The 20,699-nt window shown below is 59.3% G+C and carries 17 protein-coding genes and 1 pseudogene; 13 read left to right on the forward strand and 5 right to left on the reverse strand.

Annotation, left to right across the window (positions count from 1 at the left end; translation table 11 throughout):
- The first annotated feature begins 223 nt into the window (after positions 1-223).
- Complete coding sequence (locus B5M06_RS01390; protein WP_054066715.1) at positions 224-937, forward strand: hypothetical protein; 714 nt, start codon at positions 224-226, stop codon at positions 935-937.
- A complete protein-coding gene (locus B5M06_RS01395) occupies positions 938-1,417 on the forward strand; it encodes a hypothetical protein (RefSeq protein WP_054066716.1) in 480 nt (159 codons plus the stop codon). It begins immediately after the preceding gene.
- Positions 1,418-1,600: 183 nt separating this feature from the next.
- Here the strand turns inward: B5M06_RS01395 and B5M06_RS01400 are convergent.
- Together B5M06_RS01400 and B5M06_RS01410 are read right to left on the reverse strand one after the other, a co-directional pair.
- Positions 1,601-2,560, reverse strand: a pseudogene (locus tag B5M06_RS01400) (IS481 family transposase); the annotation flags it as partial.
- 809 nt (positions 2,561-3,369) lie between these two features.
- Entirely contained in the window at positions 3,370-4,020 is a 651-nt protein-coding gene (locus B5M06_RS01410; RefSeq protein WP_054065502.1) for a DedA family protein, read from the reverse strand.
- Positions 4,021-4,278: 258 nt separating this feature from the next.
- Here B5M06_RS01410 and B5M06_RS01415 point away from each other — a divergent pair, with 258 nt between their 5' ends.
- From B5M06_RS01415 to gdhA, 4 genes are all read left to right on the forward strand, one after another.
- The gene (locus B5M06_RS01415) at positions 4,279-4,527 is read left to right on the forward strand and encodes a glycine zipper domain-containing protein (protein ID WP_054065519.1); all 249 of its coding nucleotides are present in this window, start codon (positions 4,279-4,281) and stop codon (positions 4,525-4,527) included.
- A gap of 117 nt (positions 4,528-4,644) precedes the next feature.
- Positions 4,645-6,708, forward strand: a complete 2,064-nt coding sequence (gene mutL, locus B5M06_RS01420) for a DNA mismatch repair endonuclease MutL (protein ID WP_054065503.1) — start codon at positions 4,645-4,647, stop codon at positions 6,706-6,708.
- A 2-nt stretch (positions 6,709-6,710) separates the two neighbouring features.
- On the forward strand, positions 6,711-7,550 hold the full coding sequence (locus B5M06_RS01425) for a MurR/RpiR family transcriptional regulator (RefSeq protein ID WP_077344823.1): 840 nt from the start codon (positions 6,711-6,713) through the stop codon (positions 7,548-7,550).
- Positions 7,551-7,972: 422 nt separating this feature from the next.
- Positions 7,973-9,319 (forward strand): NADP-specific glutamate dehydrogenase, encoded by a 1,347-nt coding sequence (gdhA, locus tag B5M06_RS01430; protein ID WP_054065520.1) that lies wholly within the window; start codon positions 7,973-7,975, stop codon positions 9,317-9,319.
- Positions 9,320-9,483: 164 nt separating this feature from the next.
- Here gdhA and B5M06_RS01435 read toward each other — a convergent pair whose 3' ends face one another.
- Positions 9,484-10,233 carry a glycosyl transferase gene (locus tag B5M06_RS01435; RefSeq protein WP_054065504.1) on the reverse strand — a complete coding sequence of 250 codons (750 nt, stop codon included), beginning with the start codon at positions 10,231-10,233 and terminating at the stop codon, positions 9,484-9,486.
- Positions 10,234-10,247: 14 nt separating this feature from the next.
- Positions 10,248-10,721 carry a YhbY family RNA-binding protein gene (locus B5M06_RS01440; protein ID WP_054065505.1) on the reverse strand — a complete coding sequence of 158 codons (474 nt, stop codon included), beginning with the start codon at positions 10,719-10,721 and terminating at the stop codon, positions 10,248-10,250.
- A 32-nt stretch (positions 10,722-10,753) separates the two neighbouring features.
- Between B5M06_RS01440 and B5M06_RS01445 the strand changes: the two genes are divergently transcribed.
- From B5M06_RS01445 to B5M06_RS01475, 7 genes are all read left to right on the forward strand, one after another.
- Positions 10,754-11,407, forward strand: coding sequence for an RlmE family RNA methyltransferase (locus B5M06_RS01445; protein WP_054065506.1), 654 nt, complete (start codon positions 10,754-10,756; stop codon positions 11,405-11,407).
- Between the two features lie 159 nt (positions 11,408-11,566).
- On the forward strand, positions 11,567-13,492 hold the full coding sequence (gene ftsH, locus B5M06_RS01450; RefSeq protein WP_054065507.1) for an ATP-dependent zinc metalloprotease FtsH: 1,926 nt from the start codon (positions 11,567-11,569) through the stop codon (positions 13,490-13,492).
- 65 nt (positions 13,493-13,557) lie between these two features.
- The gene (gene folP / locus B5M06_RS01455) at positions 13,558-14,412 is read left to right on the forward strand and encodes a dihydropteroate synthase (protein ID WP_054065508.1); all 855 of its coding nucleotides are present in this window, start codon (positions 13,558-13,560) and stop codon (positions 14,410-14,412) included.
- A gap of 2 nt (positions 14,413-14,414) precedes the next feature.
- Positions 14,415-15,749 (forward strand): phosphoglucosamine mutase, encoded by a 1,335-nt coding sequence (gene glmM, locus B5M06_RS01460; protein WP_054065509.1) that lies wholly within the window; start codon positions 14,415-14,417, stop codon positions 15,747-15,749.
- Positions 15,750-16,039: 290 nt separating this feature from the next.
- Entirely contained in the window at positions 16,040-16,453 is a 414-nt protein-coding gene (gene rnk / locus B5M06_RS01465; RefSeq protein ID WP_054065510.1) for a nucleoside diphosphate kinase regulator, read from the forward strand.
- A gap of 116 nt (positions 16,454-16,569) precedes the next feature.
- Positions 16,570-17,160: a GbsR/MarR family transcriptional regulator gene (locus B5M06_RS01470; protein ID WP_054065511.1), complete on the forward strand. Its 591-nt coding sequence runs from the start codon at positions 16,570-16,572 to the stop codon at positions 17,158-17,160.
- Between the two features lie 168 nt (positions 17,161-17,328).
- A complete protein-coding gene (locus B5M06_RS01475) occupies positions 17,329-19,593 on the forward strand; it encodes an FdhF/YdeP family oxidoreductase (RefSeq protein WP_054065512.1) in 2,265 nt (754 codons plus the stop codon).
- A 75-nt stretch (positions 19,594-19,668) separates the two neighbouring features.
- On the opposite strand, the gene B5M06_RS01480 is transcribed toward B5M06_RS01475, so the two are convergent.
- On the reverse strand, positions 19,669-20,577 hold the full coding sequence (locus B5M06_RS01480) for a DUF3014 domain-containing protein (RefSeq protein WP_054065521.1): 909 nt from the start codon (positions 20,575-20,577) through the stop codon (positions 19,669-19,671).
- Positions 20,578-20,699: the final 122 nt, after the last annotated feature.

Genomic DNA, 20,699 nt, shown 5'->3' on the forward strand with positions numbered 1-20,699 from the left:
ATGTGGCTCATGCCGATACCTCCTGACACTGTTTGACAAACACATGCTCTTTGATGTCAGAGAATTAATAAAAACAAAAAACCAAACAACTCAATTCAAATAATTTATAAGCCCCATGCGCTGTCATCGAGTGACACCTGAACTGCGAGGGACAGTTCACCCACGACCGTACCGACGCATCCTGTGCTTCAGCCTGTTTTGTGCATGCCTGATAGCAGGCCCCGTGCGCAGCCATGCCAGCAGTACGCTGCTACAGCAGGCACAGGCTCTGCGTGATGCCAGAGACTGGGACGCAGCCCTGAAGCTGTACCGCCAGGGCCAGCGACAGCATCCCGAAGAAGCGGCCTACACCTGGGGCGAAATCTATGTGCTGGCAGACAGCGGCGCTGCAGCGCAGGCCGTGACCATGGCCCAGCATCTGCTGCTGCAACAGCCACGCAATGTAGATGCACTGCTGGTCATGGCCTATGCCCAGCTGCGCCAGCACGGGGTGTTTGCCAGCCTGGAGTATGTAGACCGGGCCATGGCCGAGGCCGGTGAGCACAGCTACGTCGTCCGCGAGTATGTGCTGGCACTGCAGCGTGCCCACCAGCCAGAGGCTGCCCTGCGCATCGCGCAGCAATACCCCGGGCTGCTCAGCCCCATGCAGCACTGGGAGCTGCAGGCCGATGCACTGGCATTCAGCGTGCGCTTTGCGGACCTGAGCACGCGCAGCGAAGAGGAACGCTTTGCCATCGCCGACCGCACACTGCAGCAGTACAGGCAACTGCTGACACAGTTGCAATACGCAGGAGCAGGCGCTGAGCCCCTGTACCAGCGTGTGCGCCTTAACCGCCTGCAGGCTTTCCATGCGCGCTATGCCATGCAAGAGCTGGTGCAGGAATTCCAGGCACTGCAGACAGAAGGCGTGTCCATCCCGGACTACGTCATGGCCTAGGTGGCTGCAGCCTATCTGTACCTGCGCCAGCCAGAACGAGCGGCGCAGCTGTATGAGCAGCTCATACAGCGCAGCTATCTGCGTGAGGATGCAGGCATCCGCCGCAACCAGGATCAGGGCCTGCTGTTTGCCTATGCCGACCAGGGCGCTGTGGGCACTGCACAGCAGCTGGCACCGGTGCTGGCACAGCACTACGCCCCATGGCGCTATGTAGAGGGCGATGCACAAAAAATTCCGAATGCGCCGTACCTCGACGCCATCCATACCTCGACCCTGATGGACCTGTATGCCAATGCCACGCCCAATGCGCAGCATCGGCTGGAACACATGGTGCGCACCGCACCCGCCAATAACAATCTGCGCACCGACCTGGCACAGCTGTACCGCATACGTGGCTGGCCCAGGCTGGCAGAGCAGGAACTCAAAATTGCCGAAGCCGCGCTGCACGCGCACACGGCGTGGAAGTGGAACAGGGCCTGACCGCACTGGACCTGCAGGAGTGGCAGCAGGCTGAGCAGCTCAGCGCCGATGTGCTGGCACGTTTTCCTGAAGACCAGCGTAGCCAGCGGCTGGCGCGGCTGTGGCAGGTTTACCAGATGCGTGAGCTGCAGGTTTCTGCCTACAAAGGACTGAGCCAGCACAACCCCAGCGCCGGCAGCCGTTGTCAGGTCCCGGATGATTGCGCACGTTCTTGACGAATAAATCAGGTGCTTTCATCTTCCATTTTTTGATTGCTTGAACTGGGGCTTCGTGCCCCAGTGCCTTTTGCGGCAAGTGGTGGTGATACAGCCAGACAAACCTGTGCAGCGTCTTTTCCAAATCCTCTGCGCTGTTGAAGTGGTGCGCGCGCAGTACTGGACGCAGGCGGCCATGGAAGCGCTCGACCATGCCGTTGGTTTTTGGCGTCCTGGGCTTGGTGAGCCGGTGTTCTATCCCCAGTGCTTGGCATAGCTGGTCGAATTCGTGCTCGCCTGTGGGCTGGCGAGTGCGACTGCCAAACAAGCGGTCTGTGAACTCTTTGCCGTGGTCGGTGAGGATGGTGTGAATCCTAAATGCTGCAGCTTTGCGGACGGCGGCCAAGAAGGCTTTGGCGAACGCTGCCGCCTTGTGTTGCTTGATATCAATGAACACCCAGCGTGTGGCCCGATCAATGGCAACAAAGACATAGCGGCGCTTGTCCTCATCTTGCATCTGGGGCAGGTACTTCACATCTACATGCACATAGCCAGGCTCATACGCCTTGAAGGGTTTGTGCTCGCTCTCAGGCTTGGGCTGTACGGGCAATCTGGAGTAGCCTCGTCTGCGCAGCAAGCGATCCAGCGCAGAACGGCTCATGGCCGGCTCAATGAACGCTCGCACCACCGCCAACAAGTCATCCAGAGGTAGCCGCAGCTGGCTGCGCAGATAAATAACCAGCTCTTGCTGCCCTGCATTGAGCGTAGTTTGCAGGCGGTGGGCCGTGTGGCTGGCGTCATGCACCGTGCTTGTGCTGCGCCACTTACGCACGGTCCCTATGCCAATGCCGTATTGCTGTGCTAACTCTCGATCTGTACCAGTGGCTTACTGCAATGCCAAGCGGGTGGCAGGTGTGGTCGTGCCGTTCTTATGAAGACTGATCAGCATGGCAACGCCTTGGCGCGGGCTTGCCATGTTGCCAGAACTTCTCGAAGTACCTCTCGGCCATGCAGCAACGGACGCTTGTTTTTAAGTAACCAATCGTCCGGGACCCGACAGCTAGTTCTCTGCGTGCCGGACCTTCGTGGTTTCAAACACATGCTTGGCAGTACGGCCATCACCGACCTCTGCCGCGTGAATGCTTGCTGCGCGCTTATCCCCCACGCTACCCAGCTGATACTCCATCTGCCAGTCCATGGAAGCGTAAAACAATATCAGCGCACACCACAGCGCAGAAAGCCATGCGAATATCACAAAGCTCATTATTCGGAATAACGGCATAGTGCTTGATCTCTGCAAAATATTTTTATTTCATCCATCTTTTTTCAACCTGAGGTGACACATGCAGCCTCAGTCATTGCAATACAAAAGCAACTACTCACACCCGGCATTTGATCTTTTCCCGCTGGGTTGACGACTGAACACGGCACGCCCTCTCACTTTTTCCTGCAGCCTCACACAGCTCTTTCATGCGCATAGCAGCTGGCAACCTGTTTCAGGGCAAAGTCTAGGCAGGGCGCCCATCTGCATGTTTAGGAAGCTTCCGAAAATGTGCATACCTGTAAAAAATGCGTTTTTTCATGCACATTTTTTCCATGTAAATCTGCCCGTTGACAGTGCTGAAAAAATGGCCACTTCATTCATGCAAAAAATATCTGTAGATGCGACGGCTGCACCCATGCCGTAAATCATTCAAAAATCAGGCATAAAAAAACGCTGCCAGCGGCAGCGTTTGAGGGAGAGCAGCAGAAAACAGCTCAGGCGGTCTGCTTTTCCTGACGGCCAGCCTTCCAGCCGCCGTAGATGGCGATCAGGCCAGGAATCAGAATCAGCGCCCAGATGATTTTCTCCAGGTGCTCCTTCACCCAGGGCAGATTGCCGAAGAAGTAGCCTGCCGTCACGATGCCCACCACCCACAAAATGGCCCCCGAGACATTGAACATCGTGAACTTGCCGCGCGACATATGGGCCACACCAGCCACAAAAGGCGCAAAGGTACGGATGAAGGGCATGAAACGCGCCAGGATAATGGTGACGCCGCCATAGCGCTCATAAAAGTCATGCGCACGGTCAAAGGCCTTGCGGTTAAACCAGCGCGAGTCTTCCCACTGAAACACCCGGGGGCCGAAAAAACGCCCGACGCTGTAGTTGCACTGGTCGCCCAGCACCGCAGCCACCAGCAGGATAGGGACGGCAATGGAGTAGTCCATCATGCCTGCACCACACATGGCGCCCACGATGAACAGCAGCGAATCCCCGGGCAGAAACGGCATGACCACCACGCCGGTTTCCACAAACACGATGATGAACAGCAAGGCATACACCCAGGGGCCATAGGCCACCACAAACGCCTCCAGGTGCTTGTCGACGTTCAAGATAAAGTCAATCAAAAAAGCAACGATTTCCACAATCCATATCCTTTGCAACAGTGCACCACCCAGACGTCAGTCTGACTGGCAGAGCACGGCCTGCACTGTACCGCGTTGCAGATGCGGCCCTCACTTTGCGAGACAGGCATCACACTTGTTTGCAGCAAAAAAACATTCGTTTACGTAATTCACGCACCCATAACAGCTTCTTTGCAAGACCGCTGCAACATTGCTGGCACAGTCACTGTCCATGCGCTGCAGGCACTGCAGCACCCGCTTACTCAACAGGAGCCGAACATGAACACACGTACCATCTTCCTCAGCGGCGCACTGGCTATCACCTTGGCCATGGCCGGCTGCGCCACCAACTCCCCCAGCAATGCGCAGATTGGCACAGGCGTTGGCGCAGTCGCAGGTGGACTGCTCGGCGATGCCGTCTTTGGTTCCACACTGGGCACGGTGGGCGGTGCAGCCGCCGGTGCACTGATTGGCAATGAAGTGGGCAAAAAATCCGACCAGCCACACCGCGGCAAAAAACGCCATTGAATATTTTTCGCTTTCCCCTTCTTTGGCCGCTTCCTGAAGCGGCTTTTTTACGCCTGGCTACAGCCCTAAACCACGCACAGCCTGTATCAGACAGCCACACTGCATAGAATCACCGGGGTGGATATCCCTCATACCCCCCCTCTTACCCGCCGTTCCATCCAGGACCTGCCCGATGAGCTGATCAGCCAGATTGCGGCAGGTGAGGTGGTCGAACGCCCTGCCTCTGTCGTGCGTGAGCTGGTCGATAACGCCCTGGACGCTGGCGCCACCCAGATCACCGTACGCCTGCTCGCGGGCGGTGTGCGCCTGATTGCCGTAGAAGACGATGGCTGCGGCATTCCCCGTGAAGAGCTGCCCGTGGCCCTGCGCCGCCATGCCACCAGCAAGATCCGTGATCTGCAGGAGCTGGAACACGTAGGCACCATGGGCTTTCGTGGCGAGGCACTGGCCGCCATTGCCTCGGTGTCCGAAACCTCCATCCTCTCGCGCCTGGAAGGCGAACAGCAGGCCTGGCTGCTGGAAGCGCGCAGCGGCGAACTGCGCCCCGCTGCACGCAGCCGCGGCACGACGCTGGAAGTCAAGGAACTGTTTTTCAGCACGCCCGCACGCCGCAAATTCCTCAAGAGCGATGCCACGGAGCTGGCGCACTGCATCGAGTCCGTGCGCCGCCATGCGCTGGCGCGCCCCGATGTGGGCTTTGCCATCTGGCACGAAGGCAAGCTGGTCGAGCAGTGGCGTGCCGTCAGCTTTGATCCGCAGGACAGCCAGCAGCGCGCCGACGCTCTGGCCCGGCGTCTGAGCGATGTGCTCGGTGACGATTTCGTCAGCAACACCATTGCCGTACTGCGCACCTCGGCCTCCAGCGGCATCACCGTCTATGGCCGCGCAGGCCTGCCCGATGCCGCACGCAGCCGCCCGGACCAGCAGTACTGCTACGTCAACGGCCGCTTTGTGCGCGACAAGGTCATCACCCACGCCGCCAAAAGTGCGTATGAAGACGTGCTGCACGGCCAGAAACAGCCGATTTACGCGCTGTACATGGAGATCGATCCCGCCCGCGTGGACGTGAACGTACACCCCACCAAGATCGAGGTGCGCTTTCGCGACAGCCGCGAAGTGCACCAGGCCATCAAGCATGCCGTGGAAGATGCGCTGGCCGCACCGCGTGCTGCGCTGCTGGCCGAGCAGGAACAGGCCGAGGCAGGCACAGCTACGCAAACTGACACTGCCCCCACCACAGCCAACCCCAGCGCGCTCTGGCAACCCAAGGTGAGCGCACCTGTACGCCCGACCATGAAGCCGCAAGTGCAGTTCAGCATGCCGCTGCAGGAGCAGGCTGGGCACAAGGTCAGCGACCTGCAGGCGCTGTGGGCCCCACTGCGTGAAGCCAAGGCCGATACGCCACCTGCCACCGCCCCCGCATCTGTACCCACTTCTGCATCTGCCCCCCCATCTGCACCTGCAGCTACAGAATTACAAGCTACCAGCGCTGTATCCACAAGCATTTCAGATACAAAACATACGGAAAACCTTGCCAATCCAGCGCAAGCCGCTTCTGTATCTGAAGCATCCAACCCTGCACCCACTGCCAGCAACTGGCCGCTGGGCCGTGCCGTGGCTCAAATCCATGGTGTCTACATCCTGACCGAGAACGCGCAAGGCATGGTGATTGTGGACATGCACGCCGCCCACGAGCGCATCGTCTACGAGCGCCTCAAGGCCCAGCTGGGCAATGACCAGCCCATTGCCAGCCAGCCCCTGCTGATACCTGCCACCTTTGCCGCCACGCCGCAGGAAGTGGCCACGGCCGAAGCCCATGCTGAGACACTGCGCGTGCTGGGGCTGGAAATTGCGCCGTTTTCGCCCAAGACGCTGGCCGTGCGCGCCGTGCCTGCTACGCTGGCGCAAGGCGATGCCGTAGAACTGGCGCGCAGCGTGCTGGCAGAGCTGGAGCAGCATGAAGCCTCCGGCGTCATTCAGCGCGCACGCAATGAAATTCTGGCCACCATGGCCTGCCACGGTGCGGTGCGCGCCAACCGCAGGCTCACGCTTGACGAAATGAACGCCCTGCTGCGCCAGATGGAAACCACCGAGCGCTCTGACCAATGCAACCACGGCCGCCCCACTTGGCGGCAGCTGAGCATGAAAGAGCTTGACGCCTTGTTTCTGCGAGGCCGTTGATCATGGCTACGCCCACCACTTCTTCTTCCCAACGCATGTCCATTCCCTTTTTCGCACGCGTGCGCGCGGCGCTCGACACCTTCTCTCCCACCGAGCGCAAGCTGGCCCAGGTGGTGCTGGACTACCCCATCAACCTGGCAGGCTACAGCGCCAGCGAACTGGCTCAGCTGACGGGCGTATCCAACGCCACGGTCACGCGCTTTATCCGCCGCCTGGGCTATGACAGCTATGAAGAAGCACGCCGCACCGCGCGCCTGGAAGCCAGCACCGGCGGCCTGCCCCTGCCAGCGGCCGACGTCAGCATCTCGCCCAGCACGCCCAACTGCGCCTTGCTGTGGCAGCAGCTGCAGGACAACCTGACCGCCACGCTGGCGCAGATTCCTGCCAGCACCATGGATGCCATGGCCTCGGCCCTGCACCAGGCTCCGGCCATCTTCTGCGTGGGCCTGCAGCACAACCACATGCTGGCGCGTTCCCTGCGCGGCCACCTGATGGCGGGGCTGGACAAGCCTATCTACGGCGCACCGGCCGCGGGGGAAACCGTGGAAGACGTACTGGCCCGCATTGCACCGCGCGACATGGTGGTGCTGTTTGCGCTGGGCGGCATCCGTGCCGACATGGCCGACCTGTGCGAGCGCGCCCGCAAGCTCGGCGCCAAGCTGATCTGCATTACCGACACTGCCAGCCATGCACCCCCTTCGGACTGGCTGCTGCGCTGCCACACCACATCGCATGCACCCGAGGTGCGCCACCTCACCGACACCAGCGCAGCCCAGGCACTGGCCTACGGCCTGGCGGCCCACACCATCCAGTGGGGTGCGATTCCGTTTGAGCTGATCTGAAACGGCTCACACAGCCAGTCATTCATTGTTTTTATAGCTTGCAGCGCCTGAAGTTCAAGGACTTCAGGCGCTTTTGTATTTGAAGTGCCCATAAATCGGGCGCTAGCTGCTTGTAAAACTGAAGCAGCCTCAGCGCTGCATACCATGCGCCATCAGGCATGACCCACATATCCAAAAGAGAGCAGTCATCACAGCACACCCGGAGTGCTATCAAAAATCAAGCGCCAGACAGCTGCAACCGCCGCACTTCCTCTGTGCAGCAAGCGCCAACAACCGTGCATGCATGCACTGACATTGTTCAGTTATGCACCAAACTTATACACGTTATGCCTTTTTTGGTGCATGAAGGCATACATTTTTGGCATAATTTTGGGCGTGCGCTGTGGCGCTTTTATTTTTGTGCCTTGAAAGACCTGCTCTCCATGAAGTACGCCAACCTCGACCAATTTCTGCAAAACGTTGCTGATCGCAACCCCGGTCAGCCTGAATTCCTGCAAGCCGTCACCGAAGTGATGGAGTCGCTGTGGCCCTTCATCGAGCAAAACCCCAAGTACGCTGACCAGGCCCTGCTGGAGCGTCTGGTGGAAGCTGAGCGCATCATCCAGTTCCGCGTCTGCTGGACCGACGACAAGGGCCAGGTGCAAGTCAACCGTGGCTACCGCATCCAGCACAGCATGGCCATTGGCCCTTACAAGGGCGGTATCCGCTTCCACCCCTCGGTCAACCAGTCCGTGCTGAAGTTCCTGGCGTTCGAGCAGACCTTCAAGAACGCACTGACTACCCTGCCCATGGGCGGCGGCAAGGGCGGCTCCGACTTCGACCCCAAGGGCAAGAGCCCTGCCGAAGTCATGCGTTTCTGCCAGGCCTTCGTGCAGGAGCTGTTCCGCCACGTAGGCCCTGATACCGACGTACCTGCGGGCGACATCGGCGTGGGTGGCCGTGAAGTGGGCTTCATGGCTGGCATGTACAAGAAGCTGTCCAACAGCGCTGCCTGCGTATTCACCGGCAAGGGCCTGAGCTTTGGCGGCTCGCTGATCCGCCCTGAAGCCACCGGCTACGGCACGGTGTATTTCGCGGAAGAAATGCTCAAGACCCGCAGCCAGTCTTTCCAGGGCATGACAGTCTCCGTCTCCGGTTCTGGCAATGTGGCCCAGTACGCTGTGGAAAAGGCCATGCAGCTGGGCGCCAAGGTAGTGACCGTGTCCGACTCTTCGGGCACCGTGTACGACCCTGCAGGTTTCTCGCCCGAGAAGCTGGCCATCCTGATGGACATCAAGAACAACAAGTACGGCCGTGTGAGCGACTACGCCGCCCAGGTGCCCGGCGTGGAATTCCTGGCAGACCAGCGCCCCTGGAGCATCAAGGTCGACGTGGCTCTGCCTTGCGCCACCCAGAACGAACTGGACGAAGCCGATGCCAAGCAGCTCATCGCCAACGGCGTGCTGTGCGTGGCTGAAGGCGCAAACATGCCTTCCACCATCGAAGCGGCCAAGGCCTTCGAAGCCGCTGGCGTGCTGTACGCCCCCGGCAAGGCATCGAACGCGGGCGGCGTGGCCACATCCGGTCTGGAAATGTCCCAGAACGCTGGCCGCCTGAGCTGGACCGCCGAAGAAGTGGACGCACGCCTGCTGCAGATCATGCAAGGCATCCACGCCGCCTGCCTGAAGTATGGCAAGCGCAACGACGGCTCCGTGAGCTACATCGACGGCGCCAACATCGCCGGCTTTGTGAAGGTGGCTGACGCCATGCTGGCTCAAGGCGTGATCTGATCGCCTGGGCGTTTCACTGAAAGTACCGAAAGGGGCCGCAAGGCCCCTTTTCGCTTTTCAACACTGCGGAAAATGCCTGGCGGCCAAAGCACAGGCATACAAAAAAGCCCCTCAGGCACGGCCAGAGGGGCTTGGTCTATGTAGCAATAAAAAAAGAAACGGAATTATTCGCGCCAGTGCTCGGCCACCCAGGTGGCAGGCTTGATAAAGCGGAAACGCCGGTTGCGGCGTCCTGCCAGTGCATCCGGCGGATTGCACTCACCATGGAAGATCACGATGCGCGCGTTATCCGGCACAAACGGTGGCTTCCAGTAATTCGTGGGCCAGGAGGGAATGCAGTGGTACTTGAAGCTGGGGCACCATTCAGCAGGCCAGTATTTGAGCTTGCCCTGCTTGTGCAGCACATCCGACAGATAGGCCTGCTCGTTACGGAACTGCTTGCGGATTGCTTCAAAGTGACCGCGGAAGTACTCGAGCACATCAGGGTGCGCACCCAGCTCAAAGCGGTAGACGGAAGAATTGCCAGTGATGCGCCATGGGCGCTTGTGGTCGTGGATGATGAGGAATTCACCGGGATAGGTGAAAAAGTCATCCAGCGGACCGGTAATCACCACATCCACATCCAGAAACAGCGCCGTGCCCTTGAGGCCATGCAAATCCTTGCTGAAGGTGGTCAGCTTGGTCCAGCCGCGCTCGGGAATGCCAGGCGGCAGGTCCAGCGAAGGAATCGGCAGACATTCCACCTCGGGACGAATCCCTTCGGAATTGTCGGTCAGGCAGACAAAGCGAAAATCACCACTGAGATGGCGACGCACCATGGCATACAGGCGGTTGACGTACTCAGGCCCGTACTTGGTGCCCCACTTCATGCACAGAATGTGACGCTCGGAAGATGTGGAAGCAGTAACTGTCATGCAGCAGTGCGCCTTTAATCAGGACGACCTTTTTTGAGCGACTTGGGCTTGGCCTTCTTGGCACGCTTGATCAGGCCACCCTGTGTGAGGCGCTGGTTACCCAGCACGCGGATCTGCTTGACCGTAGGCTTGGTGCCTGCGCGGCCAAACTTCAGCAGCTTGACGTCACGAGGACCGGGCATACGGTCTTCGTCAAAGGCCTTGTCCTTCTCAGGAATGGGACGCCACAGCACCAGCAGCTTGCCGATGTGCTGGATGGGGGCAGCGTTCAGTTCGTCGCACAATTGCAGATAAACCTGCTCACGTGCGGCGCGATCGTCACCGAACACACGAACCTTGATCAGGCCGTGGGCGTTCAAAGCGGCGTCAACTTCCTTCTGTACGGCCGGTGTAAGGCCGTCAGCACCAATCATGACCACAGGGTCCAGATGGTGGGCATTGGCGCGGTGTTCCCGGCGCTCAGCGGGAGTTAATTCAATTTGGGGCATGCCCGTATTATCGAGGCAGGAAGAAATTTGCGATGAATACCAAAACGAAAAGCAAGAAGGTCAACAAGAATTGGCTGCATGCGCACATCAACGACCCTTATGTGCAAGCCGCACAAAAGGACGGCTACCGCGCACGCGCAGCCTACAAACTCAAGGAAATTGACGAGACCTTCAAGCTCATCAGGCCCGGCCAGATTGTGGTCGACCTGGGCTGCGCCCCCGGCGCCTGGAGCCAGTACCTGCGCCGCAGACTATCGCCCACCGGCGCAGCCGCAGGTGAACTCAACGGCACTATCATCTCTCTGGACCTGCTGCCCATGGAGCCGATTGAAGGCGTGCACTACATCCAGGGCGACTTCCGCGATGAGTCTGTACTCACTCAACTGGAAGATGTGGTTCAGGGTCGGCCGGTGGATGTGGTGGTTTCGGATATGGCCCCCAATCTCTCCGGCCACAGCACCACCGATGGCGCACGCGTAGCCCACCTGATCGAGCTGGCCGTGGACTTCGCCACCCGCCACCTGCGCCCAGAAGGCGCGCTGGTCACCAAGGTGTTCCACGGCCCCGGCTACGACGAACTGGTCAAACTGTTCCGTGAGCATTTCAAGGTGGTCAAGCCCCTGAAGCCCAAGTCTTCGCGTGACAAGTCCGCAGAAACTTTCCTGATCGGAATCGGTCTGAAATAAGACGGCAGCCCCCTTGCTGGCGCAGAAAAACCTTGAATCCCGTTGTCTTGGCGGGAATAGGGTCTCGGCGCTCTCGCTTGAAAGACCTAAAATGAGCCACATCTGGGAAACACCCCTTTCCCATATGAATGTTTCTCCTCTTTTCCTCTGGAGCCCCGCTTGAACAATCAGTGGTTTTCAAAAATTGCCGTCTGGCTGGTCATTGCCATGGTGCTGTTCACGGTATTCAAGCAATTTGATACCCGTGGCAGTGCCGGTGCTGCCCAAATCGGCTATTCGGAATTCCTGGCAGATGTGCGTAGCAACCGCATCAAAAGTGCAACCATCCAGGAAGGCCCCAGTGGCACCGAAATCGTTGCACTCACAAACGATGATCGCCGTGTTCGCACCACTGCGACCTATCTGGACCGCGGCCTGGTCGGAGATCTGATCGACCACGATGTCAAGTTCGACGTCAAGCCCCGTGAAGAAGGTTCTCTGCTCATGAGCCTGCTGGTGAGCTGGGGCCCCATGCTTCTCTTGATTGCCGTGTGGATCTACTTCATGCGCCAGATGCAAGGTGGCGGCAAGGGCGGCGCTTTCAGCTTTGGCAAGTCCAAGGCCCGCATGCTGGATGAAAACAGCAACAGCGTGACCTTTGCTGACGTGGCTGGCTGCGACGAGGCCAAGGAAGAAGTCAAGGAAGTCGTGGACTTCCTGAAAGACCCCAACAAGTTCCAGAAGCTCGGCGGCCGCATTCCCCGTGGTCTGCTGCTGGTCGGCCCTCCTGGTACAGGTAAGACCCTGCTGGCCAAGTCGATTGCCGGCGAAGCCAAGGTGCCTTTCTTCTCGATCTCCGGTTCGGACTTCGTAGAAATGTTCGTCGGCGTGGGCGCTGCCCGTGTGCGCGACATGTTCGAGAACGCCAAGAAGAACGCTCCCTGCATCATCTTCATTGACGAAATTGATGCTGTGGGCCGCCAGCGTGGTGCCGGCATGGGTGGTGGCAACGATGAACGTGAGCAGACACTGAACCAGATGCTGGTCGAGATGGACGGCTTTGAGACCAACCTCGGCGTGATCGTCGTGGCTGCAACCAACCGCCCCGACATTCTGGATGCGGCCCTGCTGCGCCCCGGCCGTTTTGACCGTCAGGTCTATGTGACGCTGCCTGATATCCGTGGCCGTGAACAGATCCTGAACGTGCACATGCGCAAGATCCCTGTGGGTCAGGACGTGAACGCTTCCGTGATCGCCCGTGGCACGCCCGGCATGTCCGGCGCTGATCTGGCCAACCTGTGCAACGAAGCTGCTCTGATGGCTGCACGCCGTAACGCGCGCACTGTCGAGATGCAGGACTTCGAAAAGGCCAAGGACAAAATCATCATGGGCCCGGAGCGCAAGACCATGGTCATGCCCGAGGAAGAGCGCCGCAACACGGCCTACCACGAAGCGGGCCACGCCCTGATCGGCCGCCTGCTGCCCAAGTGCGATCCTGTGCACAAGGTCACCATCATCCCTCGTGGTCGAGCACTGGGCGTGACCATGAGCCTGCCCGAGAAGGATCGCTACTCCTACGACAAGGAGTACATGCTCAACCAGATCGCCATGCTGTTCGGTGGCCGCATCGCAGAAGAAGTGTTCATGAACCAGATGACCACTGGTGCATCGAACGACTTTGAGCGCGCTACCCAGATCGCCCGCGACATGGTGACCCGCTACGGCATGAGTGATGCACTTGGCCCCATGGTGTATTCCGAGCAGGAAGGCGAACCCTTCCTGGGTCGCACCTTCAGCCGTGGTGCCAACCTGTCCGAAGCCACCATGCAGAAGGTGGATGACGAAGTGCGCCGCATCATCGATGAGCAGTACAATCTGGCACGCAAGCTCATCGAAGACAACCAGGACAAGATGCACGCCATGGCCAAGGCCATGCTGGAGTGGGAAACCATTGACTCCGAGCAGCTGGACGACATCTTTGCTGGCAAGGAGCCCCGTCCTCCAAAGGACTTCGTTCCCCGCACGCCCAACCCATCGGACGACAACAACAACTCCAGCGGTGGCGCTACATCCGTAGACACCAATCCATCGCCTAGCGCTGCCTGAGACAGCACTACACATCAGACGGGGCCATAGTGCCCCGTTTTTCTTTGCCCATTGGAGATCAACGTATGCCGCAATGGCAAACCACCCATTTCCTGCTGGACCTCAAGCGCCCTCTGATCATGGGCATCGTCAACAACACCCCAGACTCGTTTTCGGATGGCGGCAAGTACCAGGGCCAGCGTGCCCTGCAACATGCCGAGCAGCTGATCAAGGACGGTGCGGATATTCTGGATATCGGCGGAGAGTCCACCCGCCCCGGCTCGCCCGCCGTCCCCCTGGAGGAAGAACTGGCACGCGTACTGCCCGTAGTACAGGAAGCAGTCCGGCTGGGCGTGGCTGTTTCTGTGGATACCTACAAACCACAGGTCATGCAGGCTGTGCTGGATCTGGGAGCGGACATCATCAATGACGTCTGGGGACTGCGCCAGCCCGGCGCACAGGATGTGGTCGCAGCCCACCACAGTTGCGGTGTCTGCCTCATGCACATGCACCAGACGCCGCAGAACATGCACCTGCAGCACATGCAAGGCGATGCTGTCCCTCAGGTATGCGACTTTCTGCTGCGCGAAACCCAGGCATTGCTGGCTCGTGGCGTGGCACGCAATCGCATCGTCTGGGACTATGGCATCGGCTTTGGAAAAAGCGTGCCACAAAATTTTGCCTTGCTGGCGCGACAGGCAGAGCTGCTGGATTTAGACTTTCCCCTGCTCGCCGGATGGTCCCGCAAGGGCTCACTGGGCCAGGTCAGTGGACTGCCGGTGCAGCAGCGCATGGTTCCCAGCGTCGCAGCGGCCCTGCTGGCCGTAGAACGCGGCGCACGCATTGTGCGCGTACATGATGTGGCTGAAACCAGGGCCGCACTGTCCGTCTGGCAAGCCATGCACGACCAGACACACAACAACGCATCACAAGAGAATTGACAATGGCTCGCAAGTATTTTGGCACTGACGGTATTCGCGGCAGAGTGGGGCAATCGGTCATCAACCCCGACTTCGCCCTGCGTCTGGCGCACGCCGTAGGCCGCGTGCTCAAACAGCAGCAAGAGCGCCCCACTGTTCTGATTGGCAAGGACACCCGTATTTCTGGCTACATGCTGGAAGCAGCCATGGAGGCCGGTTTCAATGCCGCAGGAGTGGATGTCATCTTGCTCGGCCCTCTGCCAACACCTGGCGTGGCCTACCTCACCCGCACCCAGCGCGCCAGCCTGGGCGTGGTCATCAGTGCCAGTCACAACCCGTACTACGACAACGGCATCAAGTTCTTCAGCGCACAGGGCAGCAAGCTCGACGATGCCTGGGAAGAAGCCGTAGAAGCTGCGCTGGAAGATGCGCCGCAGTGGGTGGATTCATCAGCATTGGGCAAGACCCGCCGCCTGGATGATGCCGCAGGCCGCTATATCGAGTTCTGCAAGAGCACCTTTGACAATCAGCTGTCATTGCACGGTCTCAAGATCGTGGTAGATGCTGCCCACGGCGCGGCCTATCACATTGCCCCCAAGGTCTTGCACGAACTGGGTGCCGATGTCATCACCATCGGCTGTGACCCCAATGGCCTGAACATCAACGATGGCGTGGGTGCAACCCATCCTGAAGCACTGGCTTTGGCAGTGCGTGCCAACCACGCCGACTATGGCGTGGCGCTCGATGGCGATGCAGACCGGCTGCTCATGGTGGATGCCTTCGGCCGCATCTATAACGGCGATGAGTTGCTGTACCTCATGGTGCAGGAGCGCCTGCAGCGCGGCGAGCAAGTCGCAGGTGTGGTCGGTACGCTCATGACCAATATGGCCGTAGAGATTGCCTTGCAGCAGCAGGGCATTGGTTTTGTCCGCGCCAAGGTGGGAGACCGCTATGTGCTGGAAGCCCTGAACGACAAGGGCTGGCTCATCGGGGGCGAAGGCTCTGGGCACCTGCTGGCACTGGATAAACAGACCACAGGCGACGGTCTGGTCAGCGCCCTGCAGGTGCTGCAAAGCTGCGTACGCAGTGGCAAGACACTGGCTGAGCAGCTGTCAGCGCTGACGCTCTTTCCGCAGACGCTGATCAATGTGCGCCTGTCCCCTGAGCAGGACTGGAAGCAGAACCAGCTCCTGGCCCAAGCCCAGCAGGAAGTGGAGCAGCGGCTGGGCAATACCGGCCGCGTACTGATTCGTGCCAGCGGCACAGAGCCATTGCTGCGTGTGATGGTGGAAGCACGTGATGCAGACTTAGCCAGCCACTGCGCACAAAAGCTGGCGGACGCCGCCAAAGCGGGTTAACACTTACTGCTGATTGCCGCACTGTGGCCGTGCGAAATGCTTGCATTTGTCGGCCGGCCCGCCAACAATTGGTTTTGCACCCTGAGGGTGCAAGCCCCAAGCCCGGACAACCACCGTTGCCCGGGCTTTTCTCTGTTGCAGCACAGATGCAGAACAAGTCCTACAACCTGGAAGTCATGCTGTAACACCCTTTTCGCCTTATCCTCCAGCCTAGTCGCCACAGCTTTGCATGCACTGGGCCGGACCTTCTTTCACAGCGGTTTAACCGCACCTCCGCGAGGAAGTATTTCATGGCAACCCAAAAACCTGCTATCACCGTGTCGTCGCTGGACATGGATCGTTTGGAAGCTTTGCTGGACAAGCTGCCCCAGAATTTTCCAGGCCGTGACGCTCTGGAAGCCGAGCTGGACCGAGCTGACGTACTCGATCCTCAGGACATGCCTGCTGACGTGGTGACGATGAACTCCACCGTCCGCTTCTCCCTGCAAGGTACCGAAAACAGCCAGACACTGACACTGGTCTACCCCAAGGAAGTCGATGGCAGCCCGGACAAGGTTTCCGTCTTTGCCACCGTAGGCACAGCACTGCTGGGTCTGCGCATCGGTGACACCTTTGAACTGCCCAGCCCCACGGGCAAAGTCGTCACCGTCAAAGTGGAAGCCATCACCTACCAGCCAGAGCGCTCTGGCGAACTGCATCGCTGATACAGCAGCTACCGGCGTGCCTTGCACGCCACATCCTGCGCAGAGAGTCCATACCGGTAAGCATCAGTAAATTCAGCAATTGCAGTAATTTCCCCATTCCTAGGCACAATCTGGGTATGACACAAAACACCCCACTTCCTGCACTGACACGGCAATTCGTTTCGCACTTTGGCGAAATGGGTAGCCGTTGGGGCATCAACCGCACCGTAGGCCAGATCTACGCATTGCTGTATTTGTCACCACGTGCACTCAATGCCGAAGAGATTGCCGAGACCCTGGAGTTCTCGCGGTCCAACGTCAGCATGGGCCTGAAGGAGCTGCAGTCGTGGCGTCTGGTCAACCTGCGCCACCACGCCGGTGATCGCCGTGAATACTTTGAAGCACCACAAGACGTCTGGGAAATTTTCCGCCGCCTGGCCGAAGAGCGTCGCCGCCGCGAGATCGAACCCACGCAGTCCATGCTGCGCTCTGCACTGCTGGAAGAAGCTTCCAGCGATGATGAACGCTATGCCCAGCAGCGCATGCAGGACATGTATGAGCTGATTGAGAAACTCATGACCTGGTTCGACGATGTCCAGCGCCTCAAGCCTGAAACTGCCATGCAGCTCATGGGCATGGGTGCTGCCGTCACCCGGGTACTGGACTTCAAGGATCGCCTGCTGGGCGGTGAAAAGTCCAAGGGCAAGGATGAAAATCCAGCTGCCTGAGTCTGAAGGTTATCTTCTTTCAAGCCTGCGTTACGCAGGCTTTTTTTATGTACTGCTGCACTGCCCACTGGGCGAAACAGGGTATTGGATGACAGCATCGTTGGCCCGTATCTGCTTAGCATGACAAGCGCTTACCCATTGTCATACTCGCTAACAAAGGCTTCTACGATGGAAAAAAACGACCTGAAAGGTATTCACAATTACACAGCACCCGCTGGGGGCTGGGGGGCACTCAAGGCCACTGCCTGGGCTATTGCAGAAGAAATGCATGTCTGCCAGGCGGCTGAAACACTGCTGCACACCAACAAGCCTGACGGATTCGACTGCCCGGGCTGTGCATGGCCTGACAAGGAACACACTTCTACCTTTCAGTTCTGCGAAAACGGCGCCAAAGCCGTCACATGGGAAGCCACCAAAAAGCGTGCAACGCTCGATTTTTTTGCGCAGCACACGGTCAAGGAGCTGCTGAGCTGGAGCGATCACGATCTGGAAGACACAGGGCGTCTGACCCACCCCATGGCCTACGAGCCTGGCAGCGACACCTACCAGGCCATCAGCTGGGAAGAGGCCTATGCACGTATTGCCCAAGTGCTGCAGCAACAGTCAGACCCCAGCAGCGTGGAGTTCTACACCTCAGGCCGGGCCTCCAATGAAGCGGCTTTTCTGTTCAACATCTTTGCACGGGAGTACGGCAGCAACAACTTCCCCGACTGCTCCAACATGTGCCACGAGCCTACCAGCGTGGGCCTGCCCAAGACCATTGGCCAGGGCAAGGGGTCGGTCTCCCTCGATGACTTTGACCGCTGTGATCTCATCTTGAGCTTCGGGCACAACCCAGGCACCAACCACCCACGCATGATGAGCAACCTGCATGACTGCGCACAGCGTGGCGTGCCGATTCTGGTGTTCAACCCCTTGCGCGAGCGCTCGCTGGAGCGCTTTGCCAACCCGCAAAGCCCTGTGGAAATGGCAACCGGTGGCTCCAGCCGTATTGCTTCCTCCTACTACCAGCTCAAAGTCGGCGGTGATGCCGCAGCACTCAAAGGCATCATGAAAGCCCTGCTGGAGCTGGATGCCCAGCAGCCTGGCGTGATCGACCATGCCTTTATTGCCCAGCACACCTCGGGCTTTGAGGCTTTCAGCGCTGATCTGCAAAACAGCAGCTGGGACAGCATAGAAGCAGCCAGTGGCTTGCCCCGTGCCGCCATGCATGAGATTGCCAGCATCTACGCCGCATCGCATGCTGTCATTGCCACCTATGGCATGGGTATTACCCAGCACATCACTGGCACCCACAATGTGCAGCAAATCACCGCGCTGCTGCTCATGCGTGGCAATATGGGCAAGCCCGGTGCTGGCATCTGCCCATTGCGGGGACACTCCAACGTACAAGGCAACCGCACGGTTGGCATTACCGAGCTGCTCAATCCCGCGCTCTTTGACCGCATTGAACAAACCTTCGGGTTTCGCCCTCCGAACAAGGCAGGACACAATGCGGTTAGCGCCCTGCAGGCCATGAGCGAAGGTAGCAGCCGTGTACTCATCAGCCTGGGGGGCAATTTTGCAGCCGCCATGCCAGACCAGGCACGCTGCAAGCAAGCCATGCATAACCTGGAGCTGGCCGTCCACCTGAGCACCAAGCTGAATCGCTCACACTTGCTGATTGGCAAGGCATCCATCATCCTGCCTGTACTCGGACGTACCGAGCGTGATGTTCAAGCCAGCGGCCCGCAGGCGGTAACGGTGGAAGACTCCATGTCCATGGTGCATGCATCTCGCGGTGCGCTGCCACCTGCTTCAGCAGAACTCAGATCAGAGCCAGCCATCATCGCGGGCATCGCCCAGGCCACACTGCCAGCAAGCCGTGTCAACTGGGCCTATCTGGTTGAAGACTATGACTGCATTCGAGACCTGATCGAGCAGGTGTACCCAGACTTCAAAGACTACAACGCCCGCATTCGCCACCCCGGCGGCTTCCGTCTGCCGCTGCCTGCCACGGAGCGCATCTGGAAAACAGCTTCCGGGAAAGCCGAATTCCATGTCTTTCCCGGCCTGCATGAAGACCCTGAGTTCACAGACGTGCTGCGGCTGACCACCGTGCGCAGCCACGACCAGTACAACACCACCATTTACGGCTATGACGACCGTTATCGCGGTGTATTTGGCCGGCGCGATGTGCTGCTGATGCATGCACAGGACATGGCCGAGCGCGGCATCGAAAAAGGTGCTCAGCTGGTGGTGCAGACAGCCTTGCCCGGCCAGACCCACAGACGACTGGTACTGACTGCCGTCCCGCATGACATTGCCAGAGGCAGTGTTGCTGCCTACTTTCCTGAGGCCAACGACCTGTGCCCCATGGAGTACCACGACCCAGACAGCGGCATCCCCTGCTATAAGTCTGTGCCCGTGACCCTGGAGCCGTTGGCTGGCTAGGCCAGCACTGACTTTGCAAGCACTGCATCAGGCCATGCGCGGCGCATAGCCTGATGCCTGGATCCATTGCCTGGATCAGTGACCTGCAACCTGCGCGCGCACGTCCTGCAAATAAGTCTTGAGGCGCTGGCGGTGCTCTGCCCCCAGGCGCAGCAAGATCTTCTGCCCTGCAGACAGTGACTGCAGCTGAGGATCAGCATATTCGTAGCGCAGCCAAGGCTGCTGCGGCGCGATCTGGCCCTGTACCTGCACCAGCGTTACAGCCAGCGGCCCTGCTGGCTCGGGCGTGAGCAGCAGATGGTCAATGACTTCCACCAATCGGTCATTGAAATATTGACCGGGATAGCCCAGCTCTTCATAGGTCGTCTGCAGCACGGGGTAGGCCTGTCGATACCAGCTTGCCGCCTGTGTGGGGGCGATGCCAGTCACAAAGTCCACCACGGCGTCATAACGGGCACTGTTGGCTGGTGCGATCTGCTGCCCCTCAGCGCCTTCCTCCAGCAATATCTTGCCGCCCACGGGCGACAGCGGCCACAGGTGCGGCGCTGCATGACTGCGCGGCAGGTTATCGATGGTAGCCACCACATGGTGGGCCAGACCTGGCAGCATCAGGAACTTCAGCGCAGGCTTGCCCAGCCATTCGACAGCCCAGCGGTCCAGCGAAGCTGCATCCGCCACGGGCTGCACATCCCCCACCTGCTCGGGCACAGGGTGCTGAGGGCCTGGCTCCGTTTGCGGTGTCAGCTCCCGCAGGGGTGCTGCTGGCACAGCCTGTTCAGGCGCAACCGTCTCGGGCTCTGGTGGAGTAGCAGGGATGGCAGGCGGCGTCGGTACAGGCACAGTCTCTTGCGTCAGCCAGTCATCCTTGGTGTACCAGGCTACAGCTGCGGCGACAGCGATCACGACGCCCCCCACCAGCCACTTACTAGTGCCCGTTGGGCGATGCTTTTGCTGCAGGGGTGGTCGCAAATCATGGTCAGTCATGCTTTTCCTTTCAATGCCGTACATCCCACCATTGCTGTGGGAGATGCAACCATCCTAGCGCGCCTGCAAAGCATGACCAAACCTGAAGCGCACTGGCTGCAGGCCATGCAGCCAGTCAGCCC

Origin of the sequence: Comamonas kerstersii (assembly GCF_002056725.1) — a bacterium.
Taxonomy (GTDB): Bacteria; Pseudomonadota; Gammaproteobacteria; order Burkholderiales; family Burkholderiaceae_C; genus Comamonas; species Comamonas kerstersii.